Source organism: Vibrio sp. 2-2(8) (assembly GCF_963888495.1).
Classification (GTDB): domain Bacteria; phylum Pseudomonadota; class Gammaproteobacteria; order Enterobacterales; family Vibrionaceae; genus Vibrio; species Vibrio anguillarum.
On sequence record NZ_CAWPJM010000053.1, the window covers coordinates 232,791 to 249,087 of the forward strand.

The window sequence follows — 16,297 nt, forward strand, 5'->3', positions numbered from 1 at the left end:
TCCCTCATTCGCTTTTCAATTCATGCGTTTTTTCAGTCAATCCGTTTTCAATCAACGCATTTGTAATCAAAGCCTTGGCTTGGATGATTTGCGGATGCTCCGCTGGCTGGTTGTCAACTTGCTTACCTTGCTTCTGATGAGTTTGCATCTGGGCAAGCCATTGCTCTGCTTGAGGAATGTCGTTGGCACGAAGGGCGGCTTGAATGGCGTATCGATAAACCCAAGCAGTGGCGGCAAAAGGTTGTGCAGTCAATTCGGGTTCAACAAGAAGGTCGAGATACAAATCATAACCACGCTCAAAATGGTTGAACATATCGGGCAGTGAGGTGTAAGTCGCGGCCGAAACCGCGCGCGTTAAATAGCTATCCGGCAGCCCCATGACGCGCTCTTGTTCAGCAAGCGGCTGCGGGTGATTGCTGAGTAAAGTCAGGCCTTTGTCTATGGTGGCCAAGCCTTCTTCGACGTATCTCATCTTATTCCAAGGCATGAATGCATCACGCCCTTGCAGGGTTTGTGCACTGCCCAGATAAGCTAAGCTGAGCGGTTTGGCCCCTTGCTGTTTAATCAACTGCTCTAGTTGGTGAAGCACAAGATCCACTTTGTCACTGTCGCCTTCGGCCGCTTGGTTGTACTGCATAATTAAAGCGTCGCTTGGATTAGCTTGAACAGCCGTGATGCTTAGCAGCAACCCGACACTGAGTAGCAGGTTGCGAAGTGAGCGTGAATAAGAAAATGTCGTCATCATGATGGTCCCTTTCATTCGTTGGTGATGAAATTTGCTTGATGACGACAGATTACGCAGCAAATAGGCCAGATGCGCCACTTTGCGATAAAGGGGGATTATGCAGCGTTAATGGCAGGCTGGATGACGTGAATGGGAAGTAGACAAAAAAACCAGCCACTGAGGGCTGGTTGGGAGAGTGAGATTAATACCTAATCGTAATACTGAAATAATAGCAATACGAAAAGCGTATCGCGGGGCAAAAACATCTGTTTTCAAAAGCATCTGTTCCAAAAAGCACCTGTTCCAAAAAACATCCGCTCTATGGCACGCCATGCCCTTTGGCGGCGACCCAAACCCGATACCACTGCTCACGGGTCAGTTCTAAATCAAGCGCAGAAATTGCCGCTTTGACGCGGTCAATCTTACCAGAGCCAATAATCGGCAGCGGCTTAGAAGGCAGACGCAGTACCCAAGCGTAAATAACCTGATCAATACTGTCTGCGCCGATCTCTTGGGCGATCGCTTCTAGCTCACTGCGCACACGTTGAGCTTGTTCAGTCTGGCCGTTAAAAATCTCGCCACCAGCTAAACAAGACCAAGCCATTGGGCGAATGCGCTGCGTTTGCAAATGATCCAAAGTGCCATCGTGCACCACATCGAAATTGAGCGGGTTCATCTCCACTTGGTTGGTCACTAACGGTTTACCTAGGCGAGATTGCAGCAGTTCAAACTGGCGCGGGCTGAAGTTCGACACACCAAAGTGCTTCACTTTGCCCACTTTGCGCAGTTCAGAAAACGCTTCGGCGACTTCATCGGCATCCATCAAGGCATCTGGGCGGTGGATCAACAGCAGATCGATTTCGCTCACACCGAGTCGTTCCAGTGAATTATTGACCGACTGATAGATATGCGCAGAACTGGTATCGTAGTGGTTTATCTTACGCTGCGGCGTTTTTGCGCCACACAAATTGATGTCGCACTTAGTGACGATTTGGATCTGCTCGCGCAGCGCGGGCTCCAGCGCTAAGGCTTCACCAAACAGTTTCTCGCACTGGTAGTTACCGTAAATATCCGCATGGTCAACCGTGCTAATACCCAATTCAATGTGCTGTTTTAAAAACGTTAAACGCTGTTGTGGCGTCATGCCCCAATCTGCCAAACGCCAGTAACCTTGTACTAGCTCTGAAAAATCTGGCCCTTGCGGCGCGATTGTTACTTTAGCAACCATTGGTTGTCTCCTTTGACTTAATTGCCGTCATCCTAAGCAGGTTTCGATGACGGCTCAATGAATCTACCGAATAAGTTAAGATTACGCGCCGAAGTTGTGAGATTCACTACACGTTGACAATTTATATCGCTGGAAAATTCATCGCTTCTACGCCCCCAAGCCATGCTTTGTGATCAACGCCAAATTCTTAAGGCTTAGGCACAAGAATGATGTCAACTTCTCTCTCTGCTTTTATTGTTAGCGATGAAGCACCTCGCCCTACAGCGACTGACGATAATGCAAAAACGAATCACCCTACCCCATGAAGGCCAAGGATAGAGCATGAAATTCTCCACGTTAACACTCGCACTTTGCGCTGCCGCGCCTGTTGTGTTTGCCGCGCCCAATCTGACCATTTCGACCACCACGACTAGCCGCGACTTTCCGCTGGATGCGAAAACGCCTTTAGTCATTCCCTTGACCAAAGAAAGCTACACAATAAAAGTGTCAGGGATTGAGGGCCAGTGCAGCGCGCCAGCTCAGCAGAGCATCAAATTCAACGCGCCCATTGCTCTCAATTGTGGGCAAGAAACCGAACTGCCGCTGACGATACGTTTCACTGGCGATTACGCCTTCGCTTATGATGACGAGCAGCAGACCTTAACCTTTGTCCGCCAAGCCAAAAAATCCACTACTAGCAAATTTAAACGGCCGATACCGAGTGTTTCGTGCGAGCAGTACCAAGGCGGCGAAGTGACCTTACAACTGGGCAATACGTTCCCCGATGGCACACTACTAAAAGAGACATTTACCGGCCAAATCCTCAGCGTGAAAAATAGCCAAGTCACCTTAATGCCGTCACCAACCAGTGGTGGATTGGTGCTGCTTGCCCCCGCAACGGATGCCGCCAGCGAACCCTTTACCTACCGCAATGCCACGATTTACTTTGTGATGGTGGACAGATTCAACAATGGTGACCCCAGTAACGACAATAGCTATGGCCGTAAAAAAGATGGCAAAGAAGAAGTGGGCACTTTCCACGGTGGCGACCTAAAAGGTGTGATTGCCAAACTCGATTACATCAAAAGCTTAGGCACCGACGCGATTTGGCTTTCGCCGATTGTGGAACAGGTGCACGGTTTTGTCGGCGGTGGTGACAGTGGCTCGTTCCCTTTTTATGCCTATCACGGTTACTGGACGCGTGATTTTACCAAGATCGATCAAAATTTTGGTGATGAGGAGGATCTCAAAACGCTGGTCACTGAAGCGCATAAACGAGGCATAAAAATCTTGCTCGATGCGGTGCTCAACCATTCCGGCTACGCCACCTTGGCTGACCTGCAATTTGATCAGATTGAGGTGGTTAATCCCCAAAATTTACCGCAAAAATGGGTTGATTGGATGCCGAAAGCTGAAGAAAACTGGCACAGCTACAATCAATCCATTGATTATCAAAGCGCCAACTGGTCGCTGTGGTGGGGCAAGGATTGGGTTCGCGCTGGGTTGCCCGGCTACCAGAAACCCGGATCTAGCGATATCACGATGACGCTGGCCGGCTTACCGGATTTTCGCACTGAATCAACACAAGCGGTGACGCCGCCGCAGTGGCTACTTAATAACCCCGGCACTCGCGTGGTAGCGCGCGAACAGTATAGCGTTGCCGATTACTTAATTGAGTGGCAAACCGATTGGGTTAAACGCTTTGGTATTGATGGTTACCGCGTCGACACAGTAAAACATGTGGAAGGCGAGGTATGGCGACGCTTAAAAAGCGAGGCATCACGCAGTTTAGAAGCTTGGCGCGAGCAAAACGGGCAGCAAGGGCAACCCTTTTGGATGATGGGCGAAGTATGGGGCCATTCAGCTTACCGCAGCCCCTATTTTGATGATGGCTTTGATGCACTGATCAACTTTGATATGCAAAAAAGAGTCGATAAAGGCGCAGCCTGCTTAAGCCAAATGGCGATGGTGTACCGCGACTACGCGCAAACGCTAGCGAAATACCCAGACTTTACCCCCGTGAGCTACCTCTCTTCTCACGATACCGAGCTGTTTTTTAGCCGTTTTAACTCCTTTGAAATGCAGCGTAATGCCGCCAATGCATTGCTTCTCGCACCGGGTGCGGTGCAAATTTACTACGGTGATGAAGTCGCACGTCAAGTTGGCCCTTACGCCGATGATTTTCACCAAGGCACGCGTTCTGACATGGTGTGGTCACTGGATGAAGAGCGACAAGCGCTGCTGAAGCATTGGCAAACGCTAGGCCAATTTCGTCAATCACACCCTGCCATTGGCGCAGGCATTCATCATGAGATTGAACAGCAAAATGCCTATCTGTTCTCTAGAACGTTAAATAATGACCGTGTCGTTATTGCTTTTGTTGGCCGTTAAACCCACCACAGAGGTAGTTGCAAACACCATAGTGACTGCCTCTGTTTCTTCACCATTTTTTTGGTCAAATAATTTAAACTCACCCACCAAAACATCAATATTATGAACGTGTTGAAGCATAAAAATTAACTTTAGCACAAGCTAAACCAATTACCCCGCCAAATAAGCACAACCCTACTGGTCATACCAAAACTGTCAACTTTTCATTTGATTTACAAATACTTACACACTATCATTCGCCGCTAATTGAAATAAAGACATCATTTCCTTTGACATATCAGCAACACAAAATTAACATCTCGCATTGCAATGCCACTACCATAACAAGGCCTTAGGAGGTCGAGAATGATCATCAAACCCCGCACGCTACTCGCGCTATCAATATTGACAGCGTTTAATGTTCACTCTGCAGGCTTCCAAGTGGCAGAGCATTCAGCCTCAGGGCTAGGACGTGCTTTCTCTGGTGAAGGAGCGGTGGCCGATAACGCGAGTGTGATTGCTCACAACCCCGCAGCCATGACACGGTTTGATACGACGCAGTTTTCTGGTGCACTGTCCATCGTTGACCCAGAGGTTGATGTATATGATGTGAAAAACCAACAGAAAATGAACGATGTTGCGCCACTGCAAGTCGTTCCCGCGGCTTACTACGTCAGTCCAATCAATGAAAAATGGGCTTGGGGGATGGGAATATTCACTACTTACGGCGTAGCTACAGACTACCCTAATGATATTTATGCAGGCGATCTTGCAGGCGATACTTCTCTTCTTTCTGTCAATTTAAACCCGAATATTGCCTACCGTGTTAACGAACAGCTTAGTCTCGCTGCGGGTATTAACCTCGTCTATGCCGAAGCAAAACTGACACGACATAAAGGTGCTTTAGCCGTATTTACTGGCGGCTCTGCCTCTGACAACCTAGTCGGAATGACTGGCGAAACCATAGCTTTGGGCTGGAACATAGGTAGCTTATATGAGTTCAACCAAAACCACCGTGTCGGTTTTGCTTACCGCTCTGCTGTTGATCTGGATTTTGATGATGGTGAGTTTTCAAGCTATAGCTCAGGTGTTGCAACAAACGCTGTTGTTGAAGGACGTTTAAAAATCACGCTACCTGCGATGTGGGAAGTTTCCGCATTTCACCAACTCACTGATAGCGTGGCGTTGCATTACGGGTACCAACGTACCGACTGGAGTTCATTCAAAGAGTTAAAAGCAACGTCATCACAATGTACCAACGGAGAGTGTTTTTATAAATCTGAAAAGTATGAAGACAGTGGCCGTTGGTCATTGGGTTCAACTTATCAATTAAACTCGACTTGGACACTACGCGCCGGTTTTGCTTTTGATGAACAAGCGGGCGAAGCCACATTGAGTATTCCAGATAGCGACCGTTATTGGTATTCAGCAGGCGTGAGCTACGTGATCAGCGACTCGATATCCATTGATGCGGGTTTTGCACTGGTGAAAAGTAAAAGCGGCACGTTTACCGAAACCAACAAACTCAATGAAACATTGACGTTTGAATCGCAAGGGACTGCTTACCTTAGCGCTATTCAACTTAACTACACATTCAACTAAACTCAGGGATAAGTCATGCTTAAAACAACATTCAAAATATCGCTGCTCTGCTCTGCGTTATGGTTAGTCGGTTGTGGTGATGAAACGAGCAGTTCGGGAGCAAGCACAACACCCACTTACGAATCCTACATTCAAGACGCGTTAACACGCGACACCAGCATAAAGTTCACGCTCAGTGGCGCAAACGCAAACGTACCACTGCCCTCTTTTGCACTCATGAATGCCAAAGACGGCACGTTAGAAATTCCAACCAAGGGTGATGACGCCTTAACCAATCCAGTCGCCGCTATGGGTACCATGGATGGTTGGTCAACATCAATGCCACTGTTTTTAGACTTTGAAGGCGCAGGATTGGCTGACGGTCTTATCTCTAACGGTATTTATTTAATTGAACTGACCGACAGTATGATTGGCAGCCCAACGGTTAAAAAGGTGCTGACATTGAACACCGACTTTGCTGCCATCGCCAGTGCCAGCAGCGATAAAATTGCGATCGTGCCAAACAAAGCGCTCAACCCTGCCAGTGAATATATTTTAGCCGTGACAGATGAGATTACCGATGTAAATGGCAATATTGCAGGCACATCCAGCAGCTACGCCGCGTTGAAGTCCAAAGTGAAAATCTATACCGATGATAAGCTAGGAGCATTACAAAAAGTGACCCAAGGCGTGGAAAGCATTTTCGCTTTGGCAGGGGTGGATCAAACCAAGATTATTTATTCAACTTGGTTTAGTACTCAATCTGTTGGTCAGACACTTTACAGTGTGAAAGGCGCCACCGCCGCAGGCCTTGCAACGACAGATATTGGCAACATTTGGAAGCAAGGTGCGAACCCAAACAACCTTAATTTGAGCGCCGCTTACACCATGAGCTTTGGTGCTACAACCGATTTTGTAACCGCACTTAATAACGATGCAAATTTTCAAACTTACATTGGCGCAGAAAAAACAACCGCTAAAGCGTTTATTGAAAATGAATACACAACCAGCAGTTATCACGTTAATGTCACGACTGGAACGGTTAAGCTCCCTTATTATTTAGAGAAAGGAAGCAACTGGAACTCACAGCCGTTTGAATCAGCAATGCCAAGCTTGGCCTTGATTAAAAATGCTTTGGCAGATGACAATGAAAAAGCCACCATCGCCAATCAGCTCATTGCTAACAATATCGACGTGACTCAACTAGCAACCAGCCCAAGTGAACAGCTTAAGCTAGTGGGATTGACCCTCACAAAGTCTGATGGCAGCCCACTCGATCCTCAGCGCATCATTACACGCTATAGCCCTGTACCTAAGGTGAAATCGTTAGAAGACGTTGATTTCTTACTGTTTACTCCTAACGCGGGAACAAACTGGCCGATCGTGATTTACCAACACGGTATAACTTCTGTTAAAGAAGATGCGTACTTCACAGCAGCACATTTAGCCAATGCCGGTATCGCCGTGATTGCCATTGATCAGCCACTGCATGGTGCTCGCAGTTTAGATGCACAGCGCTCAGCTAATGCCGATATTCTAGCGTACCTCAATTTGAACAACTTGGCCGTCGCTCGTGACAACACGCGTCAGAGTATCTTAGATATCATGGGGCTGCGTGCGGCCATTACTTACTCACAAAATGCAGGGTTGTTTGTTGGTTCTCAATTAGCAAACGCAGACGATACCAAGACGACACCACCAAAATTCCTTGGCCACTCATTGGGAGGAATCGTCGGCTTAAGCGCTGTCGCGAACGCGAACCGCACTATCGGTGATGCTAGTGGTGATACGCTGTATAAATTCTCTGGAATGGCCATTGCAAACTCAGGTGGTCAAATCGGTAACTTGTTAATGGGTTCAGCAAACTATGGCCCACTCATTAAACATAATCTCGCCTTAAGTGCGAGCCCCAAATACAAAGCATTCGCCGACCAATACTGTCCAGGGTTAACAGAGAAAGTTTGCTACACCACGTTTGAAAACACAGCCTCTGCCTCAGACAAAGCGGCACTGCAAAGTCAGTTGGATCAATTTACCTACGCGACTCAAACCTTGCTCGATACTATGGATCCATACACAAACGCAAGTTACCTAATCAGTGGTGGAACCGCGACAATCCCTACTTATTTACTGCAAGTGGCGGGAGACGAGAGTGTGCCTAACAATGTCACAAATACACGTGCGGGCACCGAACCCCTAGCAACACTATTGGGATTAGCCAACGCAGTACCCTCTGATGTAATCACTGACACCTCTAAGGTCTTCGTGAAAATGGACAGTGGTACACACACAACCTTTCTCGCACCACAAGATACGGCCGATGGTGTGCTTCGCGCTGGAGCGCTATCACAACTGGCTATTTTCTTGAACTAACCGAGTAAACAGGCTGTTTACTTATTCAAACAGCTTCCTTATTTGGAAGCTGTTTGAATTCTCTATCTGCCCTAGCTCAACAACTATGGATCAAATCTTAGGTGCTACTGAAGTGAAACCGAGATCGTCATGCCGACATGACATGACTGATCGTTTCCCTGACAGCGTAAGTAGCGTCATTTCATAACACTTATTCTTCAGCCACCAGCAAAACACCAAATTCAAAATTCGGTGCGTAGTGGTAAATTTCGCCATTGACGGAATCAAAAGACCACACCTGGCCACTCGCTAAATGGGGTGATTGGCTCCATAAATACGACAAGATATTGCCTGTCTCATACTTAAAGCCTTGGGCAAATGCTCTGCTATTCATTGCTGGGCCAAAACACGCCATTTCAGTCAATGACACTAACTCTTTAATATTCGGCAATCGCCATTCGGCTTGGCTGGCAAATTGGTGCAATGCATGTCGGCTTTGAGGATGGTTGATAGCCGCCACTTCTTGCAAAGCACTTTGCCAACGAAACCCGGTCGCTTCGCCATCACACTGCTCCGTAGCGGCGCTCCATGTTTTACCAACTTGGCAACGCATCCACGTTAAGCCAGTGAGCTTATCTTTGATCGTCCCCTGCTCGCTGTAGACATAGCGCGTGTTGGGTGCGCTTTTCGTCATATCAGGAGAACACTCTTGGGCGACGCCGACAGCAGAAAAGATCAAGCAAGAAGCCGCGATTAAATGAGATTTCATTGGTTGTTCTCCTTGGTTGCAACAACTCGAATCGGAAGGACATAAGACGGGTCATTGTCCGCCGCCGTGCTGCTGGAGTAGAGTTCAATCGGGCTACGTTCCCCTTTGGTTGCGCCAGACAGCGCCGTGTAAAAATATTGCATCGAACCATCGCTTTGAAATTGAGAGGTATTGAGATAAGCAATGCCAGAAGTCCACGTATGCCCATCAAAAAATTCGGTGTTCTGCGGCTGATGCGGGAAATAGTGCTGGTTGAAACCAACCGCATCGTCACCCACTTCGCCTAAATCGAGCATCATGTATTGCTCGCTGTTGGTCGGTAAACGCCACGTTTGTAACCCACACAATTTATCTTGATTGATACGATTGATGTAATCTTGCGTAGTGCAAATAGCATCACCTGCCGCCTGACAGGAAGCAGCCGTCACATCTTTTGCAAAAGGGATAAACTTGTCGGCAATTTCTAATGCAAACAACCGTTCTTTATAGTTCAAAGACGCCGCATCTTCTGACTTCACTTCCCAAATAAGTCCACTGTAAACATCTTTAACGCATGACCAATCGCTCGCTTCTGCCTCAAGTTCATTGCCAGCCGCATCTAATTTGATGAACGCAAAGCTCTTACCCGTCACGTCATTTTTGGCGGTAATATCTAGGCCATATTCAGCATCTTGACCGGGATAATCAGCATCAGCCTGCGCTTGTGCGCCTTGATCGGAATAGAACTGAATAATGCCCGTGTCTTGCAGAGGTCGCTCTTCCGATACTTGCGCCATCAATGTATTAGCATATTCGGTCATCTTTTCGCCAGAAACGATCTCAGAGGCAATCAGTGGTGTGTTTTTTGCCATGGTTTGCCCAAGCGTTGCCAGCAAATCAATTCGTTCACTTGCTTTCGCTTTTTGGAGCAACACGACAGCATTAGCATCCAATATTGCCAATGCTGTGTGGCTAAAGTTTTGTGAAATATCACCATTCACTTCAACACCTAATTGCAAAAGCTGCTCGGCAAGCAAGCGATTCGCTTCTTTCTCCGTATTTCCATCCAGCATAATGCCGGCAAAAATAGAACTCACACCGTGAGGATGTTGCCACTGCTTTTGCCCAGCGCCGGCGCAATCAGGATCGATGATTGGCTGGTTTGGCGACTTCTCGTCATGACACTAATGCCAGTAGAAACGTCAGCCACAATAGGAAAACGGTAGATTTGAGTGCTGTCACTCGTGAGGGTGTAGCGCCCTTGGCTATCGGCTTGCGTGCTGATTTCGCCCACATCACAGGCAAAGTTTTGGTTAGAATCAATGCAGACAGTGGCATCAAGTGCGACGTTTTGCGCTTGAATTTGCCCGCTAATTTTATGGCTGGGTAAAGATGTATTAGCTACATCTCCACTTCCACCGCCACCACAACCAGCCAGTAAAAGTGCCAGCGAAAGTGTTGAAAGTCTTAAGTGCATAGTTATGTGTTCTTCAGTTTAAGTGAAAAAATAGCCAACAAATTACGTCGTCTTATAGCGAATGCCGCGAGAGGAAGTAATAAGAGCAGTGAAGTCGAACCGCCACCTGTTTCAGGTGAAAGTGCGTTGGTCACAGGTTGAGGGCATTGATAGCCCGCTAGGCGACCTACCCCCCATTCAATCAAGGTGCCGGAATTTCCCGGGTTGTAGTCAACTACTTCCAAACGCCAGTAGCCGCTTAGGGCTTCGCCTTGTAAAGAGCCCAATATGGCATCATGTGCCAGCACCCAATAGTCATCAAAACCATTGATGGCCGATGGTGCTTGGTTGAGTAATTCGACGCGTGTCCCTGCGGGTGAAATTAAGGTAACGCGCAGCTCTTGTAGTTCTGGGTGGGATAACTGCAGGCGAACCACAAAATCTTCATCAATCAATACATTGCCAGCATCGAGCGTCAATCCATAGCTCTTAAATCCGGACGTAACCGTGTCTGTACTGTCAATACTGGCGTCTTTCAATACTGAATTTATCGCTACTGGCGGCGTTGCAAGCTGTGGCTTACCCACGATAAACGATAAAGTTTGCTTGTCAGATTGCATCGCAAGGTACGGTTGATATTGATAACTCGATTCAAATAGTAGAGTCTGTTTGACGCCGCAGGTGTAGGTGGTTGGCAGCGCGATGCTCCATTGCTGCTGCTGGAATTTTTCGCTAGCGAAAGTAACGGTTTCACCTTGCAAAGTGGCTACCGTTTGTAAACTTGCTTGGCGATCCGTGGCCTGAATGTGCACGTTCAGCGGATCCGTTGGCACCACAAATCGACGTTCCAACAGGAATTTGAAGGGTTCTTGGACTAAGTTATGTTGCTTAAATTGCTGTAATAGCATCGCATCATAAGCGCGATGCGGGTACAGCTGTTTGGCGGTATACAGCATGCTTTCACTCAAATCATGCATTTTTAGACCACGACCTAAGCCGTACATTGATTCAAGAACAATACGGTCAAATTCAGCAAACGCTTCTTGACCGTACTCATTCACGGCCTGTTTCAGCGCTTGAAATAAAGGGGTAGACCACAATTCATCACCCAACTCACCTGCTACACTTTCATGCGCTCGATACTCTGCGGATGCAAAATATTTTGCCCGCTGATTCCACAAACTGCGTGTCGAAATACGAGAACCAAAATAGCCATCCCAATTAAACACGGTGTCAATTTCGAACGCTTTTCCTTGTGTATACTGGCGGCGAAAACTGTGCGAACCCGCCCAATAGTCACCAAAGCCTTCACCAATCGCGCCCGAATGTCCATAAGCCCAATCGGGAACGATTTGATAATGAATTCCATGCCCAAGTTCATGGGTAACCACGTCGGCATCTAATGCATCGGGCGAGCCCCCAACACCAAACAACACCGCTTTCGGGCCAACATAATAAGAAGAGTTGTTGCTAGATAAACCTCTCGCATCAAACCTCACGGGCTCACTAAACAGGGAAAAACCGAGCTGTTTGGTATAATCAATCGATTGATCAAGATGGTAAAAAGCCATCAGCTGTACAAAGCGATCATCAAGCATCTCCATGGAGAGAATTTCAGCATCTGAGTTCCATTGCGCCACGTCTTCAGCGCTAAGTAAGCCAACACCGCTATCAACCCACTGCTTGGCATCATCTTGTTGCTGTATGGCGGTGGCATCAACTTGTCGTACTCGTTCATTGGCTAAGTAATATTTACCTGCACTTTGCAACATCTCGACATTCGCACTTTGGTAGTGCGGCTGGTTTGGGTAATCAGCAAGGTCATTCCACGCCGAATCTGGCGCAGGCAATTGATCCATGGTTCTTAAATCGGGGTCAAAAAGTCGCACATTGATGCTCTGCACATCTCCCGATGAGAGCAAAGGCGGTTCATTCACCACCAATCGGCGGGGCGATTCGAGCTCTGCCGCTACTAATGCAACGCCATCTCGCTCGACTGTATTGTGCAAACTTTTGAACACGCGCGTCACTACGCCGGACTGATCGGTCGAGAGCACTAACGCTTTTTGCGGTTGGTATTGGCCGTTCTGCCATACATCAAAGTTGTAATGATTTCCCAGTAAACTCTCGGTTTGATAACGAAACTTCAGTGTCCCAACATCAGGATAAAGCGAGCTCAAATACAGCTCAGCCGACTCTTTCGTTGCAATGGTCGTTTTCGCCAGTGGATAGTCCCACTCCCCCGCAAAGGCGGAATGGCTCAAGCATAGCAAGGTGCTCAGAACGATAATTTTTTTCATCTCTAGCTCCTAAAACACGTATTTAGCCGTAGCGGTAAAGTAACGCCCGGGCTCAGTGGAATAGAGAGTTTGACTTTGACTTACACCCGCGACGTCTTGATAACGAACGTATTCACGGTCGAATAGGTTCATGATGTTGAGACTCACATCAAGGTCACGCATCACTTGATAACTCACGCCAAGATCGACCGTAGACCATGCCGACGTTTGCGCGCATTGCGCTTTACGGCCTATATCATCAGAGCATGCTGGTGCTCGGTCCATCGAACTCGCCCAGTTCCAACGTGCGTAGGCATCCCAATCTTGCTGCTGGTAATTTAGTTGTCCATTTCCTTCCCACGGCGTGATGGTACGAACGTATTCATCTTGATCATCTTTGCCATCCACATAACCCGCTTTGAACGTGGTTGACCATTGTTGATTCAGTTGATGGGCGAAGATGAACTCCACGCCATACGTTTCAACGCCATTAATATTTTGGTACTGCTTGATCCAAGCGCCTCTATCGCTATCAAATCCCACGTCTTTGGTGTCCATGAAATTGTCAAAGAGAGAGTAAAAAACCGCGACATAAGCTTGAGATTGGCCATTATCGTATTTTGAACCCAACTCAAAACTATCACTGGTTTCAGCCTGTAAATTCATGTTCGGCGCGATAAAAAACGGCGTCAGTGGAACAAAGCTGTGGTCTGCCGCACCGTAGGCTTTGTCATAGGTCGGAGCGCGGTAGCCGTGGTTGTAACTGAGGTAACTGTTGAATGATGGCGTCCACTGGTAAGCTACGGATGCGCTCGGTGACCATTCACTGGTTTGAATTTCACTAACAGCAAAACCAGCAATAGGTTGCTCTGACTGAGGAGTAAGGTTATTCAAATCAAAACGTAAACCAGCGCTAAATGTCCACTGGTTAAGGCTGAATCTATCTTGCAAATAGACGCCCAAACCATAGGCCTTCGCCGGTGCAAACGGAATAATATTTTCGTAGGTTTCCCCATTGGAATCCTTGGTATCCACGTGACGAGGGCGTTCATAACGATTGGTATTAAGCACTGCACCGTAAATAAATTGGTGTTCGATGTTGTGGACTCGTGCTGCTTTTTCTAAATCAACCGATAGCCCTATCAACTGATCAGAAAAACTTTCATCGCGTCTCTCACGACGAAATTCAAGGGTGTCGAAAAAGGCATGTTCTTTGGTCAATAAGCGATTGGTTTGAGTATCACTTTGACTATCACGCCAGTAAAGCTTGGCGTCCACATGGTCTGCCCAGAAAGAAAGGGTATCTAATTGCACCCCCAATGATGCCGATAAGGTTTGGTGCTGTTCCTGTTCAAAAAATTCTTTGCTTTCCCATTTGTCATCGCGTTGAATGGAAGCAATGCCTTCTTTGCGGATGTTTTCATCTTTATAGGCGTTAAATTTTGCACTGAGTAACAGCGAATCATTGACCATGTGATCGTGAGCTAACGATGCACTGAATCCTTCAATATCTCGGTTATAGAGATCTTGGTTAAAGTTGCGAGTCTCTTCGCCTTGCCAATATGAAATGGTCACCAAGCTTTCACCATTTCCATTGCGCACCGCTAGCGTGCTACTGCTCTTATATTGATTGCTGATGCCTGTGTAAGAGCCAGAGGCATCAATATAGAAATCACGTCCTTGCAAATAATCCGCCGGCGATTTTGTGGTGACAACCACAACGCCGCCGATCGCGCCCGAACCATGAATGGTAGACCCTGCCCCTTTCACAACCTCAATGCTTTTTATGTTGTCTAAGGCGAAAGTATTGCGGCCTACCTTATCGTTAATGTCATTGGCACCATAGCCGTCCGATGCGGCGACGCCATCTTGAATGATCGCAATGCGGTTGCCCGTCATCCCTCGAATCGTGATGTTTTGTGGCCGACCAGCGCCACCCGTAACACTGATTCCGGGTTCATGACTCAATACATCATACAGTTCTGTCGCGCCTTGTTTTTCAATGGTTTCACCGTCAATCGCTGATATTGAGCCGGCGACTTTTGACAGCGGCTGTTCTACTTTATTGGCACTCACCACCACTTCTTCAAGCTTGGTTAGGCTGAATTCGGCATGCACTGACCCTACCGCAAGCACGCTAAGCACCGCTGCGGTGATTGGAGAAAGCTTCATTTACTGCTCCGCTTTTTTGTTTTTATCTATGGTAAGAAGAAAGGCGTATTCCACGGCCTGTTGCTGTAGTGCCTTACGTGAATCGCTACTGTGCCCGCTATTGAAGTCCGTCCATAACAAGTAAGGCCCGCTACCCGTGCTCATCAGCGACATTTTTTCTATGTATTTCGCGCCTTCCCAATAAGGGACACGGTTATCAAACCACCCGACACGGACGAGGGTTGGCGGATAAGGTTTGGCTTGAATATTGAGTAGTGGGTCATAAGCTTCAATTGCTGAGCGTTGCAATGGCTGGCTAGGATCTCCCCACTCTTCTCGCTGCAGCACCGAGAGTGAAGAGGAGTCTTCTGTGGACATGCTTCTAAGCACATCCACAAAAGGCACTTGCAGCACCACTCCAGCAAAAAGTGCTGGGTTTTGATTAACCGCGGCCGCAACTAAAGTTCCACCAGCGCTGCCGCCAATCGCATAAATAGCGCGTTGGCCGTTATTAAAATGCTGCAATGAAGAGGCGACGTTCAGGAAATCTGAGATGCCTATTTTTTTCAGAATGCCAGACCCAGCGCGGTGCCATGATTCACCGTGATAACCACCACCGCGCACATGAGCAATCGCATAAATTACGCCTTGATCCAATAAACTGATCACTTGTGGCATAAAGTACGGACGCATCGCGACGCCATACGCGCCGTAGCCATAAAGAAAGACGCTGGACTGTGCGCTCAAGGTGTCTTTTCGGTACGCCAAAGTGACAGGAATAGCCACGCCATCAACATCCACCACAATCTGTTGTGACTCATACTGTTCCGGTAAATAAGCAGGATAGTGGTCTTGACCCAGTAGCTTCCATTGTAAGCTTGCCACATCAAACTCACGCCAAACTCCTGCAGAAACCATCGACATTGAACGCACCCGCAGTTTATTGCTTTGCCAATCACCGTTACGAGAGACCCAAGCGACCTCACTTTCTGTTGCCAAAGGCTGTGATGCTCTCAACTTTCCATGCTGATCCATAATGGCCAGTTGAGAATGCTGTGCTTGGTTGGTTTTAACCACAACGCCAGCTTGATATAAATAGAAATTATCCAGCGTGGAATGATCATCTGGCGCATAAAAAAGCTGCCAAGGGTTTTCATTCATGCTCAGTAATCGACGGTAGAGTGCAAACTTGCCGTTGAGGTTACTATTGATGTAGAGCCAACCATTAGCAACGTCTGCGTAGTATTCAATACCCGGCTGTGCGGCACGAAGCGGAAGGCTTAAGTGAGAGCTGTTAGTCTCCTTGGATTCAAGTACGAAGTGCGACGCCTCTGAACATAAAAACAGTGAGATGCGATAATCATGAACTTTGCTCCCGCCAAGAAGTAAAAAACATGAAATACACGCACCTCACTGAGAACGAAAGGTA

At 47.6% G+C, this 16,297-nt stretch carries 10 protein-coding genes and 1 pseudogene; 3 read left to right on the forward strand and 8 right to left on the reverse strand.

Annotated elements, in window-relative coordinates; translation table 11 throughout:
* Window positions 1-4: 4 nt before the first annotated feature.
* Window positions 5-823 (reverse strand): hypothetical protein, encoded by an 819-nt coding sequence (locus AACV12_RS16430; protein ID WP_017048163.1) that lies wholly within the window; start codon window positions 821-823, stop codon window positions 5-7.
* 220 nt (window positions 824-1,043) lie between these two features.
* Entirely contained in the window at window positions 1,044-1,952 is a 909-nt protein-coding gene (locus AACV12_RS16435; protein ID WP_170889022.1) for an aldo/keto reductase, read from the reverse strand.
* Between the two features lie 321 nt (window positions 1,953-2,273).
* Here AACV12_RS16435 and AACV12_RS16440 point away from each other — a divergent pair, with 321 nt between their 5' ends.
* The 3 genes from AACV12_RS16440 (at window position 2,274) to AACV12_RS16450 (ending at window position 8,255) form a co-directional block, all read left to right on the forward strand.
* The gene (locus tag AACV12_RS16440; RefSeq protein ID WP_170900960.1) at window positions 2,274-4,322 is read left to right on the forward strand and encodes an alpha-amylase; all 2,049 of its coding nucleotides are present in this window, start codon (window positions 2,274-2,276) and stop codon (window positions 4,320-4,322) included.
* Between the two features lie 345 nt (window positions 4,323-4,667).
* A complete protein-coding gene (locus AACV12_RS16445; RefSeq protein ID WP_170900962.1) occupies window positions 4,668-5,903 on the forward strand; it encodes an outer membrane protein transport protein in 1,236 nt (411 codons plus the stop codon).
* A gap of 15 nt (window positions 5,904-5,918) precedes the next feature.
* On the forward strand, window positions 5,919-8,255 hold the full coding sequence (locus AACV12_RS16450) for a VolA/Pla-1 family phospholipase (protein WP_170900965.1): 2,337 nt from the start codon (window positions 5,919-5,921) through the stop codon (window positions 8,253-8,255).
* 190 nt (window positions 8,256-8,445) lie between these two features.
* Here AACV12_RS16450 and AACV12_RS16455 read toward each other — a convergent pair whose 3' ends face one another.
* From AACV12_RS16455 to AACV12_RS16480, 6 genes and pseudogenes are all read right to left on the reverse strand, one after another.
* Entirely contained in the window at window positions 8,446-9,003 is a 558-nt protein-coding gene (locus AACV12_RS16455) for an Lcl C-terminal domain-containing protein (protein WP_170900968.1), read from the reverse strand.
* On the reverse strand, window positions 9,000-10,079 hold the full coding sequence (locus tag AACV12_RS16460; protein WP_339377088.1) for an Lcl domain-containing protein: 1,080 nt from the start codon (window positions 10,077-10,079) through the stop codon (window positions 9,000-9,002). The genes AACV12_RS16455 and AACV12_RS16460 overlap by 4 nt, the downstream gene beginning before the upstream one ends.
* Window positions 10,076-10,459 (reverse strand): hypothetical protein, encoded by a 384-nt coding sequence (locus AACV12_RS16465; RefSeq protein WP_249371378.1) that lies wholly within the window; start codon window positions 10,457-10,459, stop codon window positions 10,076-10,078. The genes AACV12_RS16460 and AACV12_RS16465 overlap by 4 nt, the downstream gene beginning before the upstream one ends.
* 2 nt (window positions 10,460-10,461) lie before the next feature.
* Window positions 10,462-12,738, reverse strand: coding sequence for a proprotein convertase P-domain-containing protein (locus tag AACV12_RS16470; protein WP_170900970.1), 2,277 nt, complete (start codon window positions 12,736-12,738; stop codon window positions 10,462-10,464).
* Window positions 12,739-12,747: 9 nt separating this feature from the next.
* Window positions 12,748-14,889 carry a TonB-dependent hemoglobin/transferrin/lactoferrin family receptor gene (locus tag AACV12_RS16475; RefSeq protein WP_170900974.1) on the reverse strand — a complete coding sequence of 714 codons (2,142 nt, stop codon included), beginning with the start codon at window positions 14,887-14,889 and terminating at the stop codon, window positions 12,748-12,750.
* Window positions 14,890-16,170, reverse strand: a pseudogene (locus AACV12_RS16480) (prolyl oligopeptidase family serine peptidase); the annotation flags it as partial.
* Window positions 16,171-16,297 lie beyond the last annotated feature (127 nt).